This window comes from Gordonia sp. SID5947 (genome assembly GCF_009862785.1).
Classification (GTDB): Bacteria; Actinomycetota; Actinomycetes; order Mycobacteriales; family Mycobacteriaceae; genus Gordonia.
In genome coordinates this window covers 933,736-957,773 of the sequence record NZ_WWHU01000001.1, presented here as the reverse complement: position 1 = coordinate 957,773, position 24,038 = coordinate 933,736, and the positions used below count along the sequence as shown (strand labels likewise).

At 68.5% G+C, this 24,038-nt stretch carries 22 protein-coding genes, 1 pseudogene and 1 riboswitch; of the genes and pseudogenes, 16 read left to right on the top strand and 7 right to left on the bottom strand.

The window, feature by feature from the left end; all coding sequences use genetic code 11:
* The first annotated feature begins 85 nt into the window (after positions 1-85).
* Positions 86-937, top strand: coding sequence for a DUF4333 domain-containing protein (locus GTV32_RS04445; RefSeq protein ID WP_161059105.1), 852 nt, complete (start codon positions 86-88; stop codon positions 935-937).
* A gap of 20 nt (positions 938-957) precedes the next feature.
* Here the strand turns inward: GTV32_RS04445 and GTV32_RS04440 are convergent, their stop codons facing one another.
* Positions 958-1,257 (bottom strand): antibiotic biosynthesis monooxygenase, encoded by a 300-nt coding sequence (locus GTV32_RS04440; protein ID WP_161059104.1) that lies wholly within the window; start codon positions 1,255-1,257, stop codon positions 958-960.
* Complete coding sequence (locus tag GTV32_RS04435) at positions 1,254-2,231, bottom strand: 5'-3' exonuclease (protein ID WP_161062337.1); 978 nt, start codon at positions 2,229-2,231, stop codon at positions 1,254-1,256. Before GTV32_RS04435 ends, GTV32_RS04440 begins: the two co-directional genes overlap by 4 nt.
* A gap of 53 nt (positions 2,232-2,284) precedes the next feature.
* Here GTV32_RS04435 and GTV32_RS04430 point away from each other — a divergent pair, with 53 nt between their 5' ends.
* Positions 2,285-3,397, top strand: a complete 1,113-nt coding sequence (locus GTV32_RS04430) for a Xaa-Pro peptidase family protein (protein ID WP_161059103.1) — start codon at positions 2,285-2,287, stop codon at positions 3,395-3,397.
* A 32-nt stretch (positions 3,398-3,429) separates the two neighbouring features.
* On the opposite strand, the gene GTV32_RS04425 is transcribed toward GTV32_RS04430, so the two are convergent.
* Positions 3,430-3,831, bottom strand: a complete 402-nt coding sequence (locus GTV32_RS04425; protein ID WP_161059102.1) for a PPOX class F420-dependent oxidoreductase — start codon at positions 3,829-3,831, stop codon at positions 3,430-3,432.
* Positions 3,832-3,868: 37 nt separating this feature from the next.
* Between GTV32_RS04425 and GTV32_RS04420 the strand changes: the two genes are divergently transcribed.
* The 4 genes and pseudogenes from GTV32_RS04420 (at position 3,869) to GTV32_RS04405 (ending at position 7,361) form a co-directional block, all read left to right on the top strand.
* A complete protein-coding gene (locus tag GTV32_RS04420; RefSeq protein ID WP_161062336.1) occupies positions 3,869-4,636 on the top strand; it encodes an SDR family NAD(P)-dependent oxidoreductase in 768 nt (255 codons plus the stop codon).
* A pseudogene (gene cbiE / locus GTV32_RS04415) lies at positions 4,633-5,837 on the top strand (precorrin-6y C5,15-methyltransferase (decarboxylating) subunit CbiE). The gene GTV32_RS04420 and the pseudogene cbiE overlap by 4 nt, the downstream one beginning before the upstream one ends.
* Entirely contained in the window at positions 5,834-6,601 is a 768-nt protein-coding gene (cobM, locus tag GTV32_RS04410) for a precorrin-4 C(11)-methyltransferase (RefSeq protein ID WP_161059101.1), read from the top strand. The pseudogene cbiE and the gene cobM overlap by 4 nt, the downstream one beginning before the upstream one ends.
* The gene (locus tag GTV32_RS04405) at positions 6,594-7,361 is read left to right on the top strand and encodes a cobalt-precorrin-6A reductase (RefSeq protein WP_161059100.1); all 768 of its coding nucleotides are present in this window, start codon (positions 6,594-6,596) and stop codon (positions 7,359-7,361) included. Before cobM ends, GTV32_RS04405 begins: the two co-directional genes overlap by 8 nt.
* A 1-nt stretch (position 7,362) precedes the next feature.
* Here GTV32_RS04405 and GTV32_RS04400 read toward each other — a convergent pair whose 3' ends face one another.
* Genes GTV32_RS04400 through GTV32_RS04390 form a run of 3 tightly spaced genes read right to left on the bottom strand, consistent with a single transcriptional unit; the run spans position 7,363 to position 10,655 of the window.
* A complete protein-coding gene (locus GTV32_RS04400) occupies positions 7,363-8,856 on the bottom strand; it encodes a precorrin-2 C(20)-methyltransferase (protein ID WP_161059099.1) in 1,494 nt (497 codons plus the stop codon).
* Positions 8,857-8,861: 5 nt separating this feature from the next.
* Entirely contained in the window at positions 8,862-9,485 is a 624-nt protein-coding gene (locus GTV32_RS04395) for a precorrin-8X methylmutase (RefSeq protein ID WP_161059098.1), read from the bottom strand.
* Positions 9,486-9,497: 12 nt separating this feature from the next.
* Positions 9,498-10,655: a precorrin-3B synthase gene (locus GTV32_RS04390; protein WP_161059097.1), complete on the bottom strand. Its 1,158-nt coding sequence runs from the start codon at positions 10,653-10,655 to the stop codon at positions 9,498-9,500.
* 38 nt (positions 10,656-10,693) lie between these two features.
* Positions 10,694-10,829, top strand: a riboswitch (cobalamin riboswitch).
* Positions 10,830-10,876: 47 nt separating this feature from the next.
* Between GTV32_RS04390 and cobN the strand changes: the two genes are divergently transcribed.
* From cobN to GTV32_RS04365, 5 genes are all read left to right on the top strand, one after another.
* Positions 10,877-14,500 (top strand): cobaltochelatase subunit CobN, encoded by a 3,624-nt coding sequence (cobN, locus tag GTV32_RS04385; protein WP_161059096.1) that lies wholly within the window; start codon positions 10,877-10,879, stop codon positions 14,498-14,500.
* Between the two features lie 145 nt (positions 14,501-14,645).
* On the top strand, positions 14,646-15,146 hold the full coding sequence (locus GTV32_RS04380; protein ID WP_161062335.1) for an FxsA family protein: 501 nt from the start codon (positions 14,646-14,648) through the stop codon (positions 15,144-15,146).
* 36 nt (positions 15,147-15,182) lie between these two features.
* On the top strand, positions 15,183-16,823 hold the full coding sequence (locus GTV32_RS04375) for an amidohydrolase (RefSeq protein WP_161059095.1): 1,641 nt from the start codon (positions 15,183-15,185) through the stop codon (positions 16,821-16,823).
* Entirely contained in the window at positions 16,820-18,523 is a 1,704-nt protein-coding gene (lnt, locus tag GTV32_RS04370; RefSeq protein WP_343287209.1) for an apolipoprotein N-acyltransferase, read from the top strand. The genes GTV32_RS04375 and lnt overlap by 4 nt, the downstream gene beginning before the upstream one ends.
* Before the next feature lie 64 nt (positions 18,524-18,587).
* On the top strand, positions 18,588-19,352 hold the full coding sequence (locus GTV32_RS04365) for a polyprenol monophosphomannose synthase (RefSeq protein WP_161062333.1): 765 nt from the start codon (positions 18,588-18,590) through the stop codon (positions 19,350-19,352).
* A gap of 80 nt (positions 19,353-19,432) precedes the next feature.
* Here the strand turns inward: GTV32_RS04365 and GTV32_RS04360 are convergent, their stop codons facing one another.
* Positions 19,433-19,777 (bottom strand): RNA polymerase-binding protein RbpA, encoded by a 345-nt coding sequence (locus GTV32_RS04360; RefSeq protein ID WP_161059094.1) that lies wholly within the window; start codon positions 19,775-19,777, stop codon positions 19,433-19,435.
* Between the two features lie 229 nt (positions 19,778-20,006).
* Between GTV32_RS04360 and GTV32_RS04355 the strand changes: the two genes are divergently transcribed.
* From GTV32_RS04355 to GTV32_RS04335, 5 genes are all read left to right on the top strand, one after another.
* Complete coding sequence (locus tag GTV32_RS04355; RefSeq protein ID WP_161059093.1) at positions 20,007-20,288, top strand: hypothetical protein; 282 nt, start codon at positions 20,007-20,009, stop codon at positions 20,286-20,288.
* The gene (locus tag GTV32_RS04350) at positions 20,285-21,430 is read left to right on the top strand and encodes a DUF475 domain-containing protein (RefSeq protein ID WP_161059092.1); all 1,146 of its coding nucleotides are present in this window, start codon (positions 20,285-20,287) and stop codon (positions 21,428-21,430) included. The genes GTV32_RS04355 and GTV32_RS04350 overlap by 4 nt, the downstream gene beginning before the upstream one ends.
* Before the next feature lie 49 nt (positions 21,431-21,479).
* Positions 21,480-22,319, top strand: coding sequence for an adenylate/guanylate cyclase domain-containing protein (locus tag GTV32_RS04345; protein WP_161062332.1), 840 nt, complete (start codon positions 21,480-21,482; stop codon positions 22,317-22,319).
* A gap of 210 nt (positions 22,320-22,529) precedes the next feature.
* Positions 22,530-22,751, top strand: coding sequence for a DUF3263 domain-containing protein (locus GTV32_RS04340; protein WP_161059091.1), 222 nt, complete (start codon positions 22,530-22,532; stop codon positions 22,749-22,751).
* A 115-nt stretch (positions 22,752-22,866) separates the two neighbouring features.
* Complete coding sequence (locus GTV32_RS04335) at positions 22,867-23,844, top strand: oxygenase MpaB family protein (protein WP_161059090.1); 978 nt, start codon at positions 22,867-22,869, stop codon at positions 23,842-23,844.
* Positions 23,845-24,038: the final 194 nt, after the last annotated feature.

Below are 24,038 nucleotides of genomic sequence, written 5' to 3'. Positions count from 1 at the left end.
GGACCCGCGGCGGGTACTCAACTCTCGACGACCACCATGACCAGGCGCAACGGTGCCCGGCCACCGGGCAGAGCGGGAGAGACGCATGAGTGAGCCGAACGATCCGAGCCGTCCGAGCGGACAGCCGGAGCCGGATGCATCGGACGCGGCCCCTTCGCCGCAGACACCTCAACCCGAGTACCCACAACCCGGCTTCTCGCAGGCCGGCGCACCGCAGCAGACCTACGGTCAGCCGGGTTCGGCACAACCCTCCCACGGTCAGTCGAACTACGGTCAGTCGAACTACGGGCAACCGGCCTACGGGCAACCGGCTCACCCGCAACCAGGTTCCGCACCGGATCAAGCCCAGCAGGGTCCCGGCAGCAATGGTCCGCCGTTCCAGGGCTACGCACCGGGCCAGCCCGCCGAATATGGAGCGCCGGGACAGTACGGGACACCCGGCCAGTACGGTGCACCCAGACAGTACGGTCCGGGGCCCTACGGCGACCAGACGCAACCGGGGGTGGGATACGGTCCGCCGCCGGGCGCTCAACCCCAGCAGCAGTATCCGGGTCAGCCGCAGTACGGCCAGTTCGGCGGCGACCAGTTCGCGTCGATGGCCACTCCACAGGGGAAGTCGGGTCGGCGGAAGTTGTTGCTGTTCGGTGGCGGAGCCGCGCTCGTGATCGCGGCGATCGTCCTGATCACGGCATTTGTCGTTCCTGGCTGGGCGCCGAAGACGATCTCACAGGATGCGGTGCAAGACGGCGTCAAGAAGGTGCTCACCGAGGACTACCAGGCGAGCGAGGTCTCCGACGTCCAATGCCCGTCCGGTGAGCGCGTCGAGAAGGGCGCGTCATTCACCTGTACGGCGACCGTCGGTGGCCAGCAGCAAACCGTCACGGTCACCTTCCTCGACGACGAGGGCAAATACGAGGTGTCCCGGCCGACCAGCTGACGCTCGTCGGCCGAGATCTGTCACGCCTGACCATCGTCGATCGTGTACTCGCGGTGCAGATCGCGAGTCGCGACACCCCATTCGGACTCCGCGGCTCGCCGCCGATGAGCGTCGAAGGCGCCACGATCGGTGAACCGTTCCGCGACCATCATCCGGTCGGCGTGGTCGGCGCTCGGAGTGACCGAGAACTCGATACATCCCGGCTCGGCCAGCGTCAGCCGTCGATGCTCTTCGAGGAGCGCGTCGACCCGGGCACGTCTCTCGGCGGGGACCAGCAGCCAGCCGGTCAGGTGCACCTCTCTGCTCGGTCGAGTACTCATCGATCCGAGCCGGCGGGCCAGTCGAGGGCCTTGGCCAGTCGCGCCACGGACGCCCCGATGCCCAATTCGTCGATCAGGTCGGCAAGTCCGGCGGGATCGACCGGCGCGTCGGGAAGCCTGTCGTCGTCTGTGCTGTCGATGGTGTCGGCGTCGGTGCGGACCAACACCACGGTTCGCGCGGCGGCGAGATAGTCTGCCGAGGCCAGCAACGACTTCCGTGCTCGCGTGGGCAGCGACGAAGTGCTGTCGGCCGCAGCTGATTCCAGGGCATCGAGGCTGCCGAACTCGCGGATCAGTTTCGCCGCGGTCTTCTCACCGATGCCCGCGACACCGGGCAACCCGTCGGACGGGTCGCCGCGCAACATCGCCATCTCCGCGTATGCGACGCCCGCCCGTTCCTCGGGCACCGCGTATTTCTCGGCGAGTTCCGCTGGACCCATCATCTCCGCCTTCGCCAGGCCGCGACCCACATAGAGCACCCGGACCGGGACCGGATCGTCGGCTACCACCTGGAGGAGGTCTCGGTCTCCGCTCACGACGACGACCGGGTCGGTCGACTCGTCGTACGCCAGTGTGCCGATCACGTCGTCGGCTTCGCATCCGATCGCGCCCGACGTCGCGATCCCGGCGCATCGCAGCACGTCGAGGATCATGTCGACCTGCGGGGTCAGGGTGTCCGGGACCTCCTCGATGTCGGTGACCGGGCGCCCGTCCACGCTGCTGCCCGGCGTGTGCGGAATCTCCTCCGCCACCCGATGGGCTTTGTAGGACGGGATGAGGTCGGTCCGGAAGGCGGGACGCCAGTCGAGATCCAGGCACACGACGAGGCGAGTGGGACGCTCGCGGGTGACCAGGGCAGCGATGGTGTCGACAAAACCCCGGACCGCGTTGACCGGGCGGCCATCCGGCGCGGTCATCTTCTCCGGGAGCGCATAGAAGGAGCGGAACCACAGACTCGCTCCGTCGAGGAGCATCAGCGAACCAGCCATACCCCCAACTCTGTCATTGTCCGGCGTAGGCTGCGCTCATGGCCTATCGGTTCTCTTCCGACGTGTACCGCAACCGCCTCGAGAAGGCCCGACAACTCACCGCAGACGCGGGCCTCGACGCACTGCTGGTATCCACCGGCCCGGACCTGCGCTACCTCACCGGCTCTCGGGCGGACACCTTCGAGAGGCTGACGGCGCTGGTGGTCCCGGCCGAGGCCGCTCCTCGGCTCGTCGTCGCACGCCTGGAACTCGCCTCGGTTCGCGACTCGGCGATCGCAGACCTCGGGATCGATGTCGCCGACTGGGTGGACGGGCAGGATCCCTACGAACTGGCCTTGGCGGGACTGCCGCCCGCCTCGAAACTCGCCGTGTGCGACACAATGCCTGCGCTGCACGTGATCCCGATCGCCTCGCACACGGGTTCGACACCGGCGTTGGCCACCGACGTCCTCCGCGAACTCCGGATGATCAAGGACGACAGCGAGATCGATGCACTACGTCAGGCGGGAGGCGCGATCGATCGGGTACACGCGAGAATGGGCGAATGGTTGCGCCCCGGCCGGTCCGAGCGCGAGGTCGCCGATGACATCCGCGCCGCGATCCTCGCCGAAGGTCACACGGAGGCCGCGTTCATCATCGTGGGATCCGGACCGCACGGGGCGGACCCGCATCACGAATTCTCCGATCGCGTCATCGAGACCGACGACATCGTCGTGATCGACATCGGCGGTCCCGTCGACCCGGGTTACAACTCCGATTCCACCCGCACCTACTGCTTCACCGAGCCACCCGCCGATGTTGCCGAGGCCTATGCCGCGCTTCGAGAAGCCCAACGCGCCGCGGTCGAGGTGATCCGCCCCGGGATATCCGCCGAGCGGGTCGACGCGGCCGCACGAGATCACCTGCGCGAGTTCGGTCTCGCCGAGAACTTCATCCATCGAACGGGCCATGGCATCGGGTTGTCGGTGCACGAGGAGCCGTACATCGTCGGCGGCAACGACATCACCTTGCGGCCCGGCATGGCGTTCAGCGTCGAACCGGGCGTCTACTTCGACGGCCGGTGGGGAGCTCGCATAGAGGACATCGTCGTGGTCACCGACGACGGCTGTGAAGCGATGAACACCCGCCCGCACGATCTCACGATCCTCTGATCGGTCGCCTGGGCACCGCCGCCCGTCGGGGATCAGCCCAGGAGCGACCTGGAACCCATGACGCGGCGGACCGCGATCTCGATGACCACCCGTCGCGGATTGGGTTTCGGCTCGCGATAGCGCATGGCGTATCGCTTCTCGGCCTCCCGCACGTTCGCGGGGTCGCGGCGGATGACGGCCGGGCCCTCGAGAGTCAGCCAGCGCGGTCCGTCGACATTGGTCACCGAGGCATGACCACCGCGCTCGACGTTGCGGACCTTCTGGTTGCCGTCGGAGGTGATCACCCGGGCGAGACCGTTCTCCCCATCCCAGGTGAAGCCAACGGCGACCACGTGGGGAGTACCGTCGGCGCGCAGCGTCGCCAGCGTGGCGAGGTGGCGTTCGCGGAGGAATTCGTCTGCGGCCGGGCCCAGATCAGCGGGGGTGCGGGTCATGACCGTCACGCTAGCGGGCGATGCGATACTGGCAGTCATGGCCCTGCCTCCGACGACCGGAACCATCGTGCTGTTCGGCGGTCGAAGCGAGATCGGCGTCGCGCTGACCCGACGTCTCGCCGAGGGGCGGACAGTGGTGCTGGCGGCACGTCGCCCCGACGAGCTCGGGGCCGAGGCATCCCGGCTGACCGACGCAGGCGCGGCGGAGGTGCACACGATTGCCTTCGATGCCGACGACATCGCGTCCCACACGGCATTGGTCGACTCGGTGCTCGCCCGGTTCGGTCCGATCGAGGCGGCGATCGTGGCGTTCGGCATCCTCGGCGATCAGGCACGCGCCGAGACCGATGTTACGCACGCACTTCAGATCGCGCACACCGACTACCTGGCCCAGATCAGCGTGCTCACTCCGCTCGCGACAGCGCTGCGCGCACAGGGCTCGGGCACCATCATCGTCTTCTCGTCGGTCGCCGGCATCCGAGTCCGACGGGCCAACTACGTCTACGGGTCGACCAAGGCCGGTCTCGACGGATTCGCCAGCGGGCTGGCAGATGCACTCCACGGCAGTGGCGTCCGCCTGCTGCTGGCGCGGCCGGGCTTCGTCGTCGGCGCGATGACGCGGGACCTCATGGATTCGGGAGTCAAACCGGCACCGCTGTCGGTCGATGCCGAACAGGTCGCCGCCGCCGTCGCCGTCGCGTATCGGCGGGGACGGGGAGAGGTGTGGATCCCATGGGCGCTGCGGCCCGTGTTCTTCGGTATGCGCCTGATCCCTCGCGCGATCTGGCGGCGGTTGCCACGATGACCGGGCGGTTCGTGGTGGTCGGGATCGGCGCCGACGGGTGGGATGGCCTCGGCATGCGGGCCCGCGCCGAATTGTCCGAGGCCGCCGTCATCTACGGCTCTTCGAGGCAACTCCAGTTGCTGCCGCCGCTCGAGGCACAGTCGCGGCCATGGAGATCGCCGATGAGCACACACCTGGCCGAGCTCCTCCACACCGGGCCGGAGAACGACCGCGACGGCACCGTTCACATCCTGGCGAGCGGTGACCCGATGTTCCACGGCATCGGCACCACGATCGTGCGCGCCGTCGGTGCGGCCCGCGTCGACGTGATCCCGACCGTGTCGAGCGCTGCGCTCGCCTGTGCGCGATTGGGATGGGACCTCACCGACGTCGAAATCCTGACGTCGGTGGCCAGAGACCTCGAGTCCGTCGCCGACGGGCTCTCCGACGGGCGGAACCTGCTGATCCTCAGTCGCGACGAGACAACCCCGGCGCAGCTGGCACACCTGTTGACCGACAACGGTTTCGGTTGGTCTGCGATCACCGTCCTCGAACAGCTCGGCGGTCCCGCCGAACGAGTGGTCCGAGGTATCGCCCGAACCTGGGCCGAGCCGCCCGGTGATCCACTGAACATCGTCGCCGTGTCCTGTGTCGGGCCGCGCCGGAGTCGCACCCCCGGACATCCCGACGACGAGTACGCCAATGACGGCCAGATCACCAAGCAGCCGATCCGCGCTCTCACCATCTCTGCGCTCGCGCCGAGTCACCGACAACTCCTGTGGGACATCGGCTCCGGGTCCGGAAGTATCGCGATCGAATGGCTGCGGGCCGAACCCACCGGGCGTGTCGTCGCGTTCGAGAGTGATGACACCCGACGGGCACAACTACTCGCCAACGCCACCCGCCACGGCGTCGCCGGCCGGTTGACCGTGGGTGCTGCCGCACCGGAGGCCTTCGCGAGCGCACCCGAACCCGACGTCGCCTTCATCGGTGGCGGGCTCAGCGCACGTGTTCTGGAAGCGACGTGGGCGGCACTGGGGAGAGCGGTCGGCTCGTCGCCAACGCGGTCACCCTGGAGAACCAGCAGCTGCTCATGGAATGGTATGGCCGCCAAAGCGGTTCGCTACGTCGGTTCGCAGTCGAGACGGCCGCGCCGCTGGGGACGATGACCACGTGGCGGCCGTCGTTGCCGATCGTCCAATGGGTGGTGGACAAGACATGACCGTGTATGTCATCGGCGCCGGCCCCGGCGCCCCGGATCTGATCACCCTGCGAGGTGCCGAGATTCTCGGACGCGCCCAGACCTGTCTGTACGCGGGATCACTGGTGCCAGCCGAACTGCTGGAGCGGTGTCCGGCCGATGCCGTCCTGATCGACACCGCCCGGATGCCGCTCGCGGAGATCGTCGCCCACATCGTGCAAGCGGATGCCGCCGGACACGATGTGGTCCGACTCCATTCAGGCGACCCGTCCTTGTATTCGGCGATGACCGAACAGCGCAGAGAACTCGCGGCCCGCGGGATCCCGATCGAGGTGGTGCCCGGCGTACCCGCCTTCGCCGCCGCGGCCGCCGCCCTCGACTGCGAGTTGACCGCACCCGGCGTCGGACAGAGTCTGCTGATCACCCGGGTGTCGACACTGTCCACGGACATGCCGCCGGGTGAGGAGCTCGAACGACTCGCCTCGACCGGCGTCACCTTGGCGTTGCACCTGGCCGCGCACCGGGCTGCCGCGCTCACCGACATCCTCATCCCGTATTACGGAGCGGATTGTCCGACCGCCACAGTCGCATTCGCAAGTCGGCCCGACCAGCAGATCGTGCGCTGCCGGCTCGCCGATCTGCCCGCGAACCTGGCGGACGCGGCGATCCGGCGCACCGCGGTGATCTTCGTGGGCCGCGTTCTCGATCCGGCCGCCCATCCGGCGGTCAGCGACAGCTACCTCTACTCCGAGGCCCGCATGACAAAACTCCGTCGCGATGGGTGACGGACCTGTTCTGTTGCTCGGCGGCACCGGAGAGGCGCGCGCACTCGCGGAGTCGCTCATCGCCGCCGGCATCCCGGTGATCAGCTCGCTCGCCGGCCGGGTCCGTGACCCCAGGTTGCCGGTCGGCGAGGTCCGGATCGGCGGCTTCGGCGGAGTCGACGGCCTCGCCGAGTGGATTCGTGCGCACCACGTCGACGTCGTCGTGGACGCCACGCATCCCTTCGCCACCACCATGACCGCACATGCGGCGACCGTCGCCGATCGAATGGGCCTGCCGCTCTTGCGGGTTCGCCGTCCGGCGTGGACTCCTGGTCCCGGCGACCGTTGGGAGACGGTGCCGGACATGCGTGCCGCGGGCGATGAGATCGCGGCACGTGCGAGCCGGCGGCCGGGGGATCTGCGAGTGCTTCTGACCACCGGTAGGCAGGACGTCGGTGTGTTCGCCGGCATCGGCGACGCCACCTTCCTGATCCGGGTGGTCGACCCACCGACCACCGACCTGCCGCCACGCCACCGGATCCTGCGTTCGCGCGGACCCTACGATCTCTCGAGTGAACGAGAACTGATGCGTACGAACGAGATCGATGTGCTGGTCACAAAGAACAGCGGGGGAGAACTCACCAGGGCCAAATTGGTCGCGGCGGCCGAACTCGGTGTGGGCGTGGTGATGGTGGATCGGCCGGCCGAACCACCGTCGGGCATGGCGGTCGATTCGGTGGCCGCCGCGATGGACTGGATCCTCGAGGTGGCGAGTCGCTGACTCAGCCAGGGTGATGACGGGGTGTGTAGACGAGGTCCCCGCCGGTGCGCCGCACCGCGGTGGTCGCGGACGAGCCGATGATGATCAGGGTGCGCATGTCGATGGTCTCGGGATCGAGTTCACCGACCGAGATCGTCCGCAGGCTCTCGGTCGGACCACCCACGTCGCGACCGACGACCAGTGTCCGGTCGGATGAGGCCGTCTCCAGCAAGATCTCTTTGAGTTTGCCGACCTGCCAGGTCCGACTGGCCGATCCGGGGTTGTAGATCGCCACGACGAGATCGGCAGCCACCGCGTGCCGAATCCGGTCGGCGATCACGTCCCACGGCTTGAGCCGGTCGGACAGCGAGATGATCGCGAAGTCGTGTCCGAGCGGCGCACCGACGGCCGCGGCCACCGCGCTCGCGGCGGTCACCCCGGGTGCCACCCGTACCGCGACGTCGTGCCAGCGTGGTTCCGCGGCGACCTCGGCGACGGCGGCAGCCATCGCGAAGACGCCCGGGTCACCCGAGGACACCACGGCGACACGCGCGCCCCGAGCGGCGAGATCGAGGGCGAATTCCGCCCGCTCGGCCTCCACGCGGTTGTCGCTGGCGTGGACTCGTTGTCCGGGGCGAGCGGTGACCCGTGACAGGTACGTGGTGTAGCCGACCAGATCGGTGGCGCGAGCGAGTTCCACCTGCACCTGCGGGGTCGTCTGGTCGTCGGCGCCGGGGCCCAGCCCCACCACCACCACCTCGCCGCGCGCCGACGAGTCGTCCGGGGGACGATTCGGGTTGTTACGCGGCCCGGGCACCACGACCATCGAAAAGTACGGCACCTCATCGGGATTCACATCGAGCAGTGGCACCACGCGCTGTGCGGTGGTGGACGCCCGCTCCACGTACCAGGCTTCGTCGGCCCGACCAGCCGACACCAGCGCGTCACGCACCCGGACAAAGGTCCGTCCGAGCTTGAGGACGGCGATGGCATCGGCCGCACGGAACCGCGCCACCAACTCCGCCGTGGGGAGGGTGCCGGGCACCACGGTCAACGTCTCGTCGGCCTCGACCAGCGGGATCCCCAGCGCGGCCGACGACGCGCTCACCGACGTCACCCCGGGGACGATCTCGGCGTCGAACTCGCCGACGAGGCGCTTGTGCATGTGCATGTACGAACTGAAGAAGAGCGGATCACCCTCGGCCAGCAGCGCCACGTGGCGTCCGGCCCGCAGGTGCTCGGCGAGCCGGGCGGCACTCTCGGCATAGAAGTCCTGCAGCGCCCCCGCATAGCCGCCCGGGTGGTCGGTCGTCTCGGTCGTGACCGGATACATCAGGCGTTCTTCGATCTGACCGTCGCGCAGGTAGGGCGCCGCCACCGACCGCGCAATGCTGTTGCCGTGTCGCGCACAGTGATACGCGACGACATCGGCCGACCCGATGAGCCGGGCCGACTTCACCGTGACCAGCTCGCTGTCCCCGGGTCCGAGGCCGATTCCCCAGAGTTTCCCACTCACCGACGTCACTCCTCCGGACTCGCCAACGCATTGATGGCGGCCGCGGTGATCGCCGATCCACCGCGTCGCCCGGTCACCGTGATGAACTCGAGGTCGTCACGGAGCGCGAGGGCCGCACAGGATTCCGCAGCTCCGACAAAACCGACCGGCGCGCCGACGATCGCTGCCGGGCGCGGTGCGCCGTCGTCGATCATGTCGAGAAGTGCGAACAGAGCGGTCGGGGCATTGCCGATCGCCACCACGGCACCGTCGAGGTGCGGGCGCCAGAACTCGAGCGCGGCAGCCGTTCTGGTGGTGCCCAGACGTTCGGCGAGCGCAGGTAGCGACGGTTCGGACAGGTGACAGCGAACGTCGTTGTCGGCGGGCAGACGCTTTCGCGTGACACCCGCGGCGACCATCGACGCATCGCACAGGATGGGCGCGCCGGCCCGGAGCGCCGCGCGCGCGGCCCGCACCACACCTTCGGTGGCCACCACGTCGTCGGTCAGGTCGGTCTGTCCGCACGCGTGGATCATGCGCACCACGACCTGCGCCACGTCGGCGGCGAAGGCGGACAGATCGGACTCGGCACGGATCGTGGCAAAGGACTGGCGATAGATCGCGGGCCCGTCACGCAGGTAGTCGCTCATGGTGCGGTCAGCCTATCGACGGTGCGTCTGATACCCACCGTCGGGAGTGGCCTCGACGCTGCGATGCGGGCCGCTGGGGGAGCCGCACCGCCGGCCGCACCCCACCCAGTGTTCGCGCTCCGCCACCGGCTCGCCGCCCCGCACGCGCGCCAGCAGGTCGTCGCGGACCGGCGCCGACGACTTGGCGCATCCCGGGGCACCGACACAGCAGCTCACGGCCGCCCACGGTGAGGCCGCGTCGAAGATCAGTCCCATCGGCGCCAGGACCCGCACCACGGTCTCGGCGACCCCCTCGTCCAGATCGCAGATCAGGATCTCGCGGTCGGGGGTCACGACGATCGGCACCGCCACCGCGGCCACGAACTCGGCGAGCCGGGCGGGGAGTCGTCCGAGTTCGACGACGGCGCCGAGGAGTACCGCGCCGTCGTCCTGGCCGAACCAGCCGACGATCGGTTCGGGCGGCATCGGGTCCGGACCACCGACGACCGTTGCCAGCCGAGTGCGTGCCCGGGTGGTGAGGTCCATTCGTTCGGCGTCCGTGAGATCGGCGACCCGCCACGCCCCCACGGATATGTCGCCGAGGTCCTCGGCGACGGCGAGGAGTTCAGTGACGACCGCGTCGTCGCCGCGGGCCGAACCGACAGGTACGCCACCCACCAGCACGTCGGCGACGACCTCGGCGGACGCGTCGACCGAGCGGACCACGGCGCAGACGTCGGGTTGCCGGCGCGCGATGTCACCGCGGCCGTCGTCGAGGCCGAAGAGGAACCGTCCGGAGATCGACGAGGCGTCGGCGGTCTGGAGCCGCTCGTCCAGCAGGTCGGCGAGCGGACGCACGTCGGCCACACCACCGATCCGGCCGGTCAGTGGACTGACCTCGATGTTGCGAACCTTGTCATGCGCCGAGCTCGGGGCCAGGCCTGCGGCGACGACCGCGTCGGCCACCGCATCGACGTCGGTGAGACCACGCAGCTGCACGTTGCCACGCGCAGTCAGTTCGAGGTATCCGTCGCCGTGCGCGGCGGCCGCCTGCGCGAGCAGTTCGAGCTGGTCGGGCCGTATCCGCCCGCCGGGCAGGCGCACGCGGGCCACCGCGCCATCTGCCGCAGCATGGGTACTGAAGACGCCGGGGCAGCGGTCGGCGGCATCACGGCGGGCTGGCTCGGTCACGCCCTCAGGGTAGGCCCCCGGCGCCGAGGTGCGAACCCCGCGCTGACTAGGCTGAACGCACCGAGGAGCGGCAGAAGCCGGTGCAAATCCGACGCGGTCGCGCCACTGTGAGGGTGTTCGAGGTCGACGACCGGCAACACCCGAGCCAGACCTGCGCTCCGGTAACCGACAGACGTCACCGCCGACCACACACCGGGCGCGCCATCCCGGCGAGGAGAACCATGATCCTGCTGCTCTCGACCTCCGATACCGACCTCATCACGGCAGCGGCCTGCGGCTCGGACTTCTCCGGGGCCAATCCCGCACGCATCCTCGTCGACGACATCCCCTCGCTGGCGGTGGGCGCCGACCTCATCGTGGTGCGCATCCTGGGTGGGACGCGGGCATGGGAGGACGGTCTCGCCGCGGTCGAGGCGACCGGCAAACCGCTGGTGGTCTGTTCCGGCGAACAGCAGCCCGACCCGGACCTCATGGCGCACTCGAGTGTGCCGGCCGGCGTGGTCGCCGAGGCGCACAATTATCTCGCGGCCGGTGGCGTCGAGAATCTCGTCAACCTCCACAACTTCCTCTCCGACACGGTCCTGCTGACCGGTCTCGGCTTCGATCCGCCGCGACAGACCCCTGCCTGGGGCGTCCTCGAGCGATCCGCCCGTGCCGCCACCTCGGCTCCCACCATCGCCGTGCTGTACTACCGGGCCCAACACCTCGCCGGGAACACCCGCTACGTCGAGGCGCTGTGCGCCGCCATCGAGGACCGCGGGGGCCGTGCGCTGCCGATCTACTGCGCGTCACTGCGGACCGCTCCCGACGATCTGATCGACCTCCTGGGTACCGCCGACGCGCTCGTGGTGACCGTCCTCGCCGCCGGGGGTGCCACCCCGGCGGCGGCATCGGCCGGTGGCGACGACGACGCATGGAACATCGAGCGGCTCGCCGCACTCGACATCCCGATCCTGCAGGGCCTGTGCCTCACCGGCTCCCGCGCCGACTGGGCGGCCACCGACGACGGACTCTCGCCCCTGGACGTGGCAACCCAGGTGGCCGTACCGGAGTTCGACGGCCGCATCATCACCGTGCCGTTCTCGTTCAAGGAGTTCGACGAGAACGGTCTGCCCTGGTACCAGCCGGACCCGGAACGTTGCGCACGGGTGGCCGGGATCGCGGTGGCGCACGCCCGCCTGCGACGTACGCCTGCGTCGGATCGCCGTGTCGCGCTGATGCTCTCGGCGTACCCGACGAAACACGCCCGGATCGGCAACGCCGTCGGACTCGACACCCCGCGCAGCCTGCTGCACCTCCTCGTGGCGTTGCGGGCGGCCGGGTACGACATCGGGCCGGACTCCGGCCCGGACGCGATACCCGGTCTGGCCGGCGATGATTCCGATGCGCTCATCCATGCGATCGTCGAAGCGGGCGGGCAGGATCCGGACTGGCTGAGCGAGGAAACGCTGGCGGCCAGTCCGATCCGCGTCGCCGCCGACGACTACCGCCGATGGTTCGCGACGCTGCCGGAGGAACTGCGGCACTCCGTCGAGGAACACTGGGGTCCCGCGCCGGGCGATCTGTTCGTCGACCGATCGACGCGTCCCGACGGCGAGATCGTGGTGTCCGCCATGCGCTTCGGCAACATCACGCTCATGGTGCAGCCGCCCCGTGGGTTCGGTGAGAACCCGGTGGCGATCTATCACGACCCCGATCTGCCGCCGTCACATCACTATCTCGCCTCTTATCGATGGCTCACCGGCCGCGGCGACGGAGACGCGGACATACCCGGTTTTGGCGCCGACGCGATCGTGCACGTCGGCAAGCACGGCAACCTCGAATGGCTGCCCGGGAAGACCCTCGGGATGTCGGCCGCATGTGGGACCGACGCCGCTCTCGGTGACGTCCCGTTGATCTATCCGTTCCTGGTCAACGACCCGGGAGAGGGCACCCAGGCCAAACGGCGCGCCCACGCGGTGCTCGTCGACCACCTCATCCCGCCGATGGCCCGAGCCGAATCGTACGGCGACATCGCCCGGCTCGAGCAGCTCCTCGACGAGCACGCCAACATCTCGGCGCTCGACCCCGCCAAGCTGCCCGCCATCCGTCAGCAGATCTGGACGTTGTTGACCGCAGCCAAGATGGATCATGACCTCGGCTTGTCCGAACGTCCCGACGAGGACGTCTTCGACGACATGCTGCTGCACGTCGACGGCTGGCTCTGCGAGATCAAGGACGTCCAGATCCGCGACGGACTCCACGTCCTCGGACAGGCGCCCGCGGACGAGAACGAGGTGGACCTGGTCCTGGCGATGCTGCGTGCCCGCCAGCTGTGGGGCGGCACGCAGGCGCTGCCGGGTCTGCGCGAGGCACTCGGGCTGACCGAGGACGGCAGCGCGGCGCGTACCTCGGTCGACGACGTCGAGACCACGGCAAGAGAACTCGTCGCCGCGTGTGCCAAGGAGGGCTGGACGGCGGCGGCGGTCGAGAACGCGGCGCAAGGCCACCCGTCCGCCGTGGCCGACGTGCTCGGATTCGCCGCGCGCGAGGTGGTTCCCCGCCTGCGGCAGACCGGCCGCGAGATCGACCAGATCCTGCACGCTCTCGACGGCGGATTCATCGAGGCGGGGCCGAGTGGGTCACCGTTGCGCGGCCTCATCAACGTGCTGCCGACCGGACGCAACTTCTATTCGGTGGATCCCAAGGCCGTCCCGTCGCGGCTGGCGTGGGAAACCGGTCGTGCCCTGGCCGATTCGCTGATCGAGCGGTACGTCGCCGAGCACGGTCACCATCCCGCGTCGGTCGGGTTGTCGGTGTGGGGGACCAGTGCGATGCGCACCTCCGGCGACGACATCGCCGAGGTCCTCGCGCTCCTCGGTGTGATGCCAATCTGGGATGAGGCATCCCGACGGGTCGTCGACCTGGAGCTGATCGGCCTCGCCGAACTCGGCCGCCCGCGGATCGACGTCACCGTGCGCATATCCGGGTTCTTTCGTGACGCGTTCCCGCATGTGGTCACGATGCTCGACGACGCGGTCGCGCTGGCCGCGGCGGCAGACGAAGCCGACGATGAGAACTACGTCGCCGCCCACGTCCGCTCCGCGCTGGCCGATCACGGTGACCGGCGCCGCGCATCGACCCGGATCTTCGGGTCCAAGCCAGGCACGTACGGCGCAGGGCTGTTGCAACTGATCGACTCGCGAGAATGGCGTAGCGACGCCGATCTGGCACAGGTCTACACCGAGTGGGGCGGTTACGCGTACGGCCGGGACCTCGGCGGCATACCGGCCGTCGACGACATGCGCTCGGCCTATCGACGCATCGCCGTCGCGGCGAAGAACACCGACACCCGCGAGCACGACATCGCCGACTCCGACGACTACTTCCAGTACCACGGCGGGATGGTGGCGACCGTACGTGCGCTGACCGGCACCTCGCCGGACGCGTACATCGGCGACAGCACCCGACCGGACTCGGTGCGGACACGCACCCTGTCGGAGGAGACCAGCCGCGTGTTCCGCGCGCGGGTGGTCAATCCGCGCTGGATCTCGGCGATGCAGCGACACGGCTACAAGGGCGCATTCGAGATGGCGGCCACGGTCGACTATCTGTTCGGCTACGACGCGACGACAAACGTGGTCGCCGACTGGATGTACGAGAAACTCACCGAGGCTTACGTCCTCGACGAGGACAATCAGCGTTTCATGCAACAGTCGAATCCGTGGGCGCTGCACGGTATCGCCGAGCGTCTCCTGGAGGCCGTCGATCGGGATCTCTGGGAGGAGCCGCCCGCCGACATGCTCGATCAACTGCGACAGGTCTATCTGCAGGCCGAAGGGGACATCGAGGGCCGCGCCGAGTGATGTGATCACCGCGACCCGGCGCTCGGGAAGAAATCCGGCGGATTCGGGAGAAATCCGGCACCCTCGATCGTTGGACGAGCAGAGACCAGGGCGACACCGACCATCTCGGCCGGTGGACGAGGGGCTCGGAAAGGCGGAGATCCTGATGCGGATGCTCTACGTGATCGCGTATTTTGCGGTCGAGATCGGTGCGTTCGTCGCGATGGCGCACTTCCTCGGTTTCGCCTGGGCGGTGTTGATCACCCTCGCCGCGGTCGTGGGCGGATTCGTGTTGCTCCAGCAACAGGGTCGGAAGGTCTTCGCCGAACTCCGCCGTGCCTCCCGCAACGAAGTCGACCCGCGCGGTCCGCTCACCGACACCGCGCTTCTCGCGGCGGCGAGCCTTCTGCTGGTCGTTCCCGGGATCGTGTCCACCGTCGTCGGTCTGGTCCTGTTGGCGCCGCCGATACGGCGGGTGATGCGTCCGGTGGTCGCAGCTGCCGGTGCGCGCCGGTTCGCCGCGACCATGGACCGCGCCGGGATCTATGCGAGTGGCATGTACGTCGGTCGCGGGACCGTGATCGACGGAACGGTCGTCGATGCCGACGGTACCGTTGTCGATCCGACGCAGGGACCCGCGGATCGCGGGTTGCCTCGGGGCCGATAGTCCCGGCGACCGCCCGTCAGGGCACACTGGACCATCGTGACCACGGAACTGTTGCTCGGCGGTGTCGTCTATTCACCGGCCGCTCCGGATGCCACTGCCATGGCCGTGACCGACGGCACCGTCGTCTGGGTCGGCAGCGACGACGTCGGCCGGGCGCTGCACCCCGACGCGCAGGTCACCGATCTTCGGGGCCGCTTCGTCGGACCGGGATTCGTCGACTCACACGTGCATCTCACGTCCACGGGCCTGGCCCTGTCAGGTCTCACCCTGAACGACGCGACCAGCCGATCGGACTGCCTGCGCCGAGTGGCGTCCTTCGCGTCGGGCACCGACGACGGCGAGCTGATCTGGGGTCTCGGCTGGGACGACTCCGCCTGGCAGGGAGCCGATCCCGATGACCGTCGCTTCCCGACGACCGCGGAGATCGATGCGGTGGTCGGCAACCTGCCCGTCTACCTGGCCCGGATCGACGAACATTCCGCCGTCGCGTCCACTGCGCTGCGGCGCCTGGTTCCCGACCTCGAAGCCGCCGTCGGTCATCACCCCGACGAGCCGCTGGTCGCCGAAGCCCACCACCTCGTCCGCGGCGCGGCCCGCCAACTCGTCACCGCGGCCCAACGCAGCCGTGCACAACGCCGCGCCCTCGACACGGCCGCCGCACATGGAGTCGTCGCAGTCCACGAGAACGGCGGCCCCGACATCAGCGGTCTCGACGACTTCCTCGCGCTGGCCGAACTCGACCATCCGGTCGAAGTGCGTCGCTACTGGGGCCAAGCCGTGCAGAGCGCCGAACATGCCCGTGAACTCCTGGCGATCAGCCGCGCGGACGCCCTCGCCGGTGATCTCTTCATCGACGGGGCGATCGGCTCGCACACCGCCTGGCTGACCGAGCCGTACAGCGACCATGCCGGGCACACGGGGATCAGCTACCTCGACTACGAGACCATCCGCGACCACATCCGGGCATGCACCGAGATCGGCACCCAGGCCGGATTCCATGTGATCGGCGACGCCGCGACCGCTTCGGTGGTGGCCGCGTTCGAGGAGCTCGCCGCCGAACTGGGCACGCCGGCGCTCGCACGCTGCGCCCACCGACTCGAGCACGCCGAGATGGTGTCGGCCGAGCAGGCCGCGACCCTGGCACGCTGCGGTGTGATCGCGAGCATGCAGCCGCTGTTCGACGCGGAATGGGGCGGACCGGGGGACCTCTACGAGCAGAGACTCGGAGTGACCCGAACCGCCGGGCTGAACAACTTCGCCGGACACGCTCGCGAAGGGGTGATCCTGGCCTTCTCGTCCGATGCGCCGGTGACCCCGATCGATCCGTGGTCGTCGATCCGTGCAGCCGTACACCACCATCAACCCCGGAACGCGATCTCGGCCCGGGGTGCGTTCGCGGCCGCGACCCGCGGTGGCTGGCGAGCCGCGGGCGTCAACGACGGCCTCACCGGAACCCTCGTGCCCGGCGCCCCGGCGAATTACGCGGTCTGGGACATCGACGACCTCGTGGTGGCCGGATCCCACGCCGGGGTTCAGCGCTGGTCCACCGACCCGCGGTCGCGGGTGCCTGCCCTGCCGGACATCACCCCGGGCGCACGACTTCCCCGGTGCGTCCGGACCGTGCACCGCGACACCGTCCTGTTCGACGGCGGGGTGCTCGACGGCGGCACCACGTGATCTCGTCCCGGTCCGCGTGGACCGTGCTGCTGGTGCAGACGATCGTCGCGGCGGTGGCGGGCCTCGCGATGTGGGCAGCTTTTCCGCCCCGCAACCTGTGGTTCCTCGCGGTCGTCGGCCTGGGTCTGATGGCGGCACTGCTGGGCGCGGGTCGCCCCCGAGCCCGCACCGGCGCGTGGCTCGGTTTCGTTTTCGGTCTCGCGTTCTTCGTGCCACTGCTGCCGTGGATCGGCGTCTATGTGGGACCTCTGCCATGGCTGGCGCTCGCTGTGATTCTGGCGGTGTATCTCGCACTCTTCGGACTGATCGCGGTGCTCACCATGCGGCTGCCGGTTCCACCGGTCTGGTTCACCGTGTCGTGGGTGCTGGTCGAGGCTCTGCGGTCGGCCTTTCCGTTCGGCGGATTCCCGTGGGGGAGAGCAGCGTTCAGTCAGGTCGACGGGCCGTTGCTCCCGATGGCATCGCTGTTGGGCGCGCCCGGGCTATCGGCCGCGGTCGCGCTCCTGGGCGCCTCGATAGCGTGGCTGTGTCAGATCGTCTTCCGGGCTGTCCGCGCCGGCGAGTACCACGGACGATCGGTCGTCCGCGGGGCCGCGTTGGCCGTGGTCCTCGCCCTGCTCGGTCCGATCTCCGCGATCGCGCTGACGCCCGGCACCGTCGACCGCAACGTCGCGTCGTCCTCGGCGCAGGTCTCGGCTGTGCAAGGTAATGTGCCCCGGCTCGGACTGGAATTCAACGCACAGCGCCGCGCGGTTCTCGACAACCATGTCCGGCAGACCGAGCGGCTCGCCGATGCCGTTCGCAGCGGCAATGCCGAACAACCCGACTTCGTGGCGTGGCCCGAAAACGCGTCGGACATCTCGCCGCTGACCAATGCGGACGCTGCCCAGGAGATCACCGAGGCCTCGGTGTCGATCGGTGCGCCGATCCTGGTGGGCACCCTTGTGATGAATGCCGACGGCCGCCCCACCAACACCGTGCTGGTCTGGGACCAGGAGCGCGGGCCCGTGGATCGGTACGACAAGCACATCATCCAGCCGTTCGGCGAGTATCTGCCGTGGCGAAGCTTCTTCAGGAAGTTCTCGTCGTATGCCGACATGGCCGGCAACTTCCGGCCGGGCTCGGGATCGTCGACGCTGACGGTGCCGGGTCGCTCGGGCACCGTCGAGGTCGGCGTCTCCACATGTTGGGAGGTCGCCTTCGACCGGTCGGCCCGCGCCGCCGTCGACGACGGCGCACAGATTCTCTACGTGCCCACCAACAACGCGACGTTCGGCCGCACCGAGATGACCTATCAACAACTGGCGATGTCCCAAGTGCGTGCAGTCGAACACGGCCGCGCCGTTGTGGTCGCCGCCACCAGTGGTGCGAGCGCCATCATCGACCCAGATGGGATGATCACCGCCCAGAGCGGCATATTCACACCGGCCGTGCTGTCGAGCCGGTTGCCATTGCGTAGCGATATGACGCCGGCGACGCGCTTGGGGAGCTGGCCGCAGACCGTGGCGATCATCATCGCGGCGGTGGGGCTTTTGTTCGCGGTGGGACGGCATACTAGGTTCTCACTCAGGCAACGCAGGCCACAACGCCGAGTCACAGACCGCGCTCCCGCGGACCTGACAGAGCCCGTCGGCCAGGGAGTGACGAAGGATCATGCGGGGCCCGAAGATCAAGCGAAGGAGCTCGGTGGCATTGGGTAGTCCGACACCCGGGAATGAGCAACCGGGGAACGAACAGTCGGCGAGCAGTCGCTCGCACGACGACATGCAGGCCGTCGTGGGGGCACAGGGTGAGCGCGCGCTGGTCGTCATCCCGACGTTCAACGAGCGCGAGAACCTTCCCGCGATCGTCACCCGCCTGCATGCGGCACTGCCGGGCACCCACGTCCTCGTGGTCGACGACTCGAGTCCGGACGGGACCGGCGACGTCGCGGAGAGCATTGCCGCCCAGGATCCCGGCCGGCGCGTCCACGTCCTGCATCGAACGGAGAAAGACGGGCTGGGCAAGGCGTATCTGGCCGGCTTCGCCTGGGGGCTCGCCCGCGAGTACGCCGTCATCATCGAGATGGATGCCGACGGCAGCCATGCACCCGAGCAGCTCGGCAGATTGCTCGAGGCGGTCAACGCCGGTGCCGACCTGGTGATCGGCTCGCGCTACGTGCCCGGCGGGAAGCTGGTGAACTGGCCGCGACGCCGGGAGATGTTGTCTCGTGGGGCCAACACGTATGCGCGTCTCGCCCTGGGTGCGCGCGTGCACGACATCACCGCCGGGTTCCGGGCCTACCGACGAACAGTGCTCGAGAAGATCGATCTCGGGTCCGTCGAATCGGCAGGGTACTGCTTTCAGATCGACCTGGCCTGGCGAGCGGTCCGGGCCGGCTTCGACGTCCGCGAGGTCCCGATCACGTTCACCGAACGTGAGATCGGCGAATCCAAGATGAGCGGCGGTGTGATGACCGAGGCCTTCCTGATGGTCGCTCGCTGGGGGCTGACCAGCAGGATGGAACGGTTGGGCCTGCGCAAGAACTGACGTCGGGCGGTCGCCCACCTCGGCTCAGACGACGAACGGCCGGACGAGACGAGGTCTCATCCGGCCGTGTGCGACGGAAATCAGTTCGTGACGCCCTTGCGCCTCTGCTTGAGCAGGTCGAGCCGCTCGTTGAGCAGTACCTCGAGCTCCTCCTCGGAGCGGCGTTCGAGGAGCATGTCCCAGTGTGTACGCGGCGGCTTGGTCTTCTTCTCCTCGGGCTCGGCGCCCTCGAGGATGGTGCCCTCCATGCCGTTCTTGCACGGCCACTTCGACGGCACCTCGGCGTCGTCGGCGAACGGCACGTCGAAGATCTCGCCGTTGTCGGTGCGGTACTGGACGATACGTCGTGGTGCGAGGTCGTGATCGCGATCGGTCTCGTAGCTCACCGCACCGAGGCGGCTACCCCGAAGTACTCGATCTGCCATGGACAATTCCTCTCAAACATTTCGTCGGGCGCCGGCACGGACAGGCGGGCCCATCGGTCACGGGCACCGGGAGCGCGGCGGCACCTCGGCACTGAACATATTCATTCTACGCGTCCACCTGGACTCGACGGGCGAGCCACGGGCGGCGTTGCCCCGGGTCCCCGGGTACGGTCATAGCGTGGACGACCCCCGCCGACGCCCGTACTCGTGCGCATGGTGTGGCCGCAGCATGATCGACTCGGATCACGGCCGACGCCGGAAGTACTGCAAGCAGTCCTGCCGACAACGAGCCTATGAACAAAGAGCGCTCACGCAGGGCACTTCTATTCCCGTCGACGCGGTGATCCTGACGGCCGCCGAGGCGGACGCCTTCGGCGACCGGCTGTTCGCGCTCCGGTGCGCCGCCGAGGACCTGGTCACCGCGGTCTCGGAGAGGGCCGATGTGGCCACCCTGAACTCACTCGGTGACGACCTGCTGTCACTCGCACGTGAAGCCGAGCGCCTTCGGTGATCCTGCGCGTCTTCGGGCTGTCCGCGGTCGTCACCATCGCCGCACTGCTGGTGGCATTCCTGTACCAGGGGTGGACCGGCCTTGCCCTGTGCGCGATTCTCGGCATCCTCGAGGTCTCGCTGTCGTTCGACAACGCCGTCATCAACGCGACCGTGCTCGAGCGGATGAGCTTGTTCTGGCAGCGGATGTTCCTGACCGTCGGAGTGATCATCGCCGTCTTCGGGATGCGGCTGCTGTTCCCGCTGGCGATCGTGTGGATCACCGGCGGCCTCGCTCCCGTCGAGGCGCTGCGACTGGCGATGAACCCGCCGGCCGGCGACGCGGGGTATTTCCCGGATGGCAGCCCCAGCTACGAGACCATCCTGATGGAGGCGCATCCGCAGATCGCGGCCTTCGGCGGCATGTTCCTGCTCCTGCTGTTCCTGAACTTCGTACTCAGCAACCGTGAGGTCACGTGGCTGTCCTGGCTGGAGAAGCCGCTGGGCCGGCTGGGCCGGCTCGATCAGCTGGCGATCGTGCTCGCGGCGATCACACTCGTCGTGGTCGGTGAGTACCTCGTGCCCGACGACGGCCGGGCCACCGTGCTCATCTCCGGGTTGCTGGGCATGATCACCTACATCTTGGTCGACGGCCTGAGTTCGCTGTTCCAGAGCGAACAGCCGGGCAGTGGGGATCACCTGCCATCGGCGGAGGCGACGATGGCCGAGGCCGGTTCGGCTCGTCGACCGCAAGCGGTGACAGTCGCCGTCGGCAAGGCGGGCTTCTTCATGTTCCTCTACCTCGAGGTACTCGACGCGTCGTTCTCGTTCGACGGCGTGATCGGCGCATTCGCCATCACGCCCGATCCCATCATCATCGCCCTCGGACTGGGTTTCATCGGTGCCATGTTCGTCCGCTCCATCACCATCTATCTCGTTCGTCAGGGCACTCTGGGTCAGTACCGCTACCTCGAGCACGGCGCACACTGGGCGATCGGCGCCCTGGCGGTGATCCTGCTGCTCAGCGTGCACATCCACATCAACGAAGTGATCACCGGCCTGGTGGGTGTGGCGTTCATCGGTGCATCGCTGGCCAGCAGCATCGCAGCCAACCGTCGAGACCGGCGCCGCAAGGAGCGACGGGCGTACCGGGTCACGGCGTGAGCGGGCCGTGGCCACGTGACACCTGGTTAGACTGACGCTCGTGACCGGCATGGACGGAGACGCGGTGGGACCGGGGGAGGACCGAGACGTTCGTCCCGCGCGCCCGACCCGGCGCGCCGCCGACGCTCTGGCGAGGTCCGACGCGAACGCCGGCGCCGTGCGCGCCGCCCGGGCGGCGCGCGGCCTCATCCCCGACACCCGCGGCGCTCTGCATGGAACCCGCACGTCAGACCGGGTGGCCCGCCTCATCGGCGAGTCCCGTCCGGACCGCCCGAGTGTGGTTCGGGAGCTCGGACTCGGCGCGGTGCAGGTGTGGCAGGCGCTCGTCTCGCGTCGCCTCAACCGAGACGACAACCCGGTATCGGCCACGATCCTCTTCACCGATCTGGTGGGCTTCTCGACGTGGGCCCTCGACGCAGGCGACGACCAGGTCCTGCGATTGCTCGCCCAGGTGAACGACGTGACCGAATCGGTGGTCACCGCCCGCGCGGGCAGTGTGGTCAAGCAACTCGGCGACGGGACGATGGCGGTCTTCCTCGACGGCACCGAAGCCATCGAGGCGGCCTACGAGGCGATCTGCGCCGTCAGCGCACTGACCATCGACGGCTATCGTCCTCAGTTACGTGCGGGATTGCACACCGGGACCCCGCGCGCGGTGGGCGACGACTTCCTGGGCGTGGACGTCAACATCGCGGCTCGGGTGGCCGATGCCGCGGGGCCGGGCGAACTGTTGGTCAGCGACGCGACACTCGTCGTCGCGGACGCCGCGAGATACCACCGGCGCAGACGCAGGTTCAAGGCGAAGGGCGTGCCTCGCGACCTCGAGGTCTTCGCCGTGGTGCCCCGTTACGACCCCGGAGCCGGCCGCACAGACCCGGCTCGACACTGAATCCGGTCGTCACGGGCGGCACATCACGCTCGTCACCCCGCGGTCGAGGTCAGTTCGCCCGCCCGTCACGTCAGCGTCCGCTCAGCTGGTGACACTGGTCGTGACGCGGCGCACAATGGGGTCATCCCAGGTGGGCGGCCGCGTCCAGTCGGCGGCGTGGTTCGCCGCGAGTGACCGTGTCCGGATGACGATTCGCGGGGCGTGATGGCAATGGACAGCAAGCAACAGCAGATGCTGGCGTTCGAAACGGATTGGTACCAACTCGGCGGTGGATCGTCGCGGGTGATCACCGAGCGGTTCGGCCTGACCGATCGTGATTTCTTCAGTGAGGTCGACCGGATCGTCGCGTCGGATCCGCCTGCCTCGCTGACGCATTCGGAGCTCGGCAGGATGCGCAGCGTGATCCGCCGCAGATTGTGGATGGCCCGCTGACGCAGGCGGCCACCTCGGCTGAAAGTCGCAAACCCCTCGACTGCGGGCCACGCGCACGCTAATCTGACAACAGCAGTCCTCAGAATTCGTCTGTCAGAATGCGCGGAGGTCCGAAATGACAGTGACACAGCCGTCCTCGATCGAGCCGGCCGAAGCGGTGATCTCACATCCCGACGACGAGATCGAGCTCGTCCCGCCGGACTCACTCACCGCAGAACTGACCGGGCGGTTCACCTTCCTCCCGGTGAACGGTGCGGCCTTCGTGATGCAGGTAATGCACCCGACCATCGGCGACATCGTCGGGAAGTACTCGGTCTTCCGGACCGATCCCCTCGGGCGTGCCATCCGGTCCATCGATTCCGTCCTACGTTGGGTGTACGGCGGTGCGGAGGCGATCGAAGAGGGCAAACGCTTACGGCGCATGCACCAACCGCTGCAGATGCGGAATGCGGACGGTAACCACATCAGCGCGCTCAACCCCGAGGCCTATCAGTGGGTCATCGCCACCGCGTTCCCGACGTCGTGCAGTGCTGCGCCCCTGATCCTCGGCCGGGAGTTCACCGAGGCCGAACGAGACGAGGTCTTCCGGGACAACCGGCGGATCGCGAAGATCGTCCAGGTGCCGATGCGTGGCTACCCCGAATCGATCGAGGCGTTCGGCCCTTACTACGACGACATGGTGGAGAACACCCTGATCGCACATCCGGTGGCCCTCGACCTCATCGCGCAGATGAAGGCGGCGCCGAACCTCGACGGGGCGGTCCCGCCGGCCCTGCTCGGCCTGGCCAACACGGTCGCTCGAGTCGCTGCGGTACCGGTCCAGAAGCTCAACTACCTGACCACTGTCGGCGTCATGGACACCCGGGTACGGGAAATTCTCGGTTTGTCGTGGAGTGACGACGAGCAGCGTGAACTCGAACGGATCCATGCGGCAATCCGTCTGTCCTACCGGGTCCTTCCCGAGCGGCTCACCTACTTTCCGCTCGCCTATCACGCGCGCCGCCACCACGCCGCCGTGCAGGCGATGAAACGCCGCGAGGGCGCCGGAGCCGCCTACAAGGTCGGACGTCAGGCCGGCGCCGCCGCGCGGTAGGGGGCCTCTGCCGCGACGCACTAAACTGGACGTCGTGCCCTTCTCCGACGATGACCTCGATGCGTTCTATCGGGACATCGAGGCACGTACCGCCGCGTCACCTGAGCGCCGACGCCGACCGACCGGTGTCGACCGACGGTCTGCCCCGGCCTGCCCGACCCCGGAGAAGGATGCTTTCGTCGCTGAGATGTCAG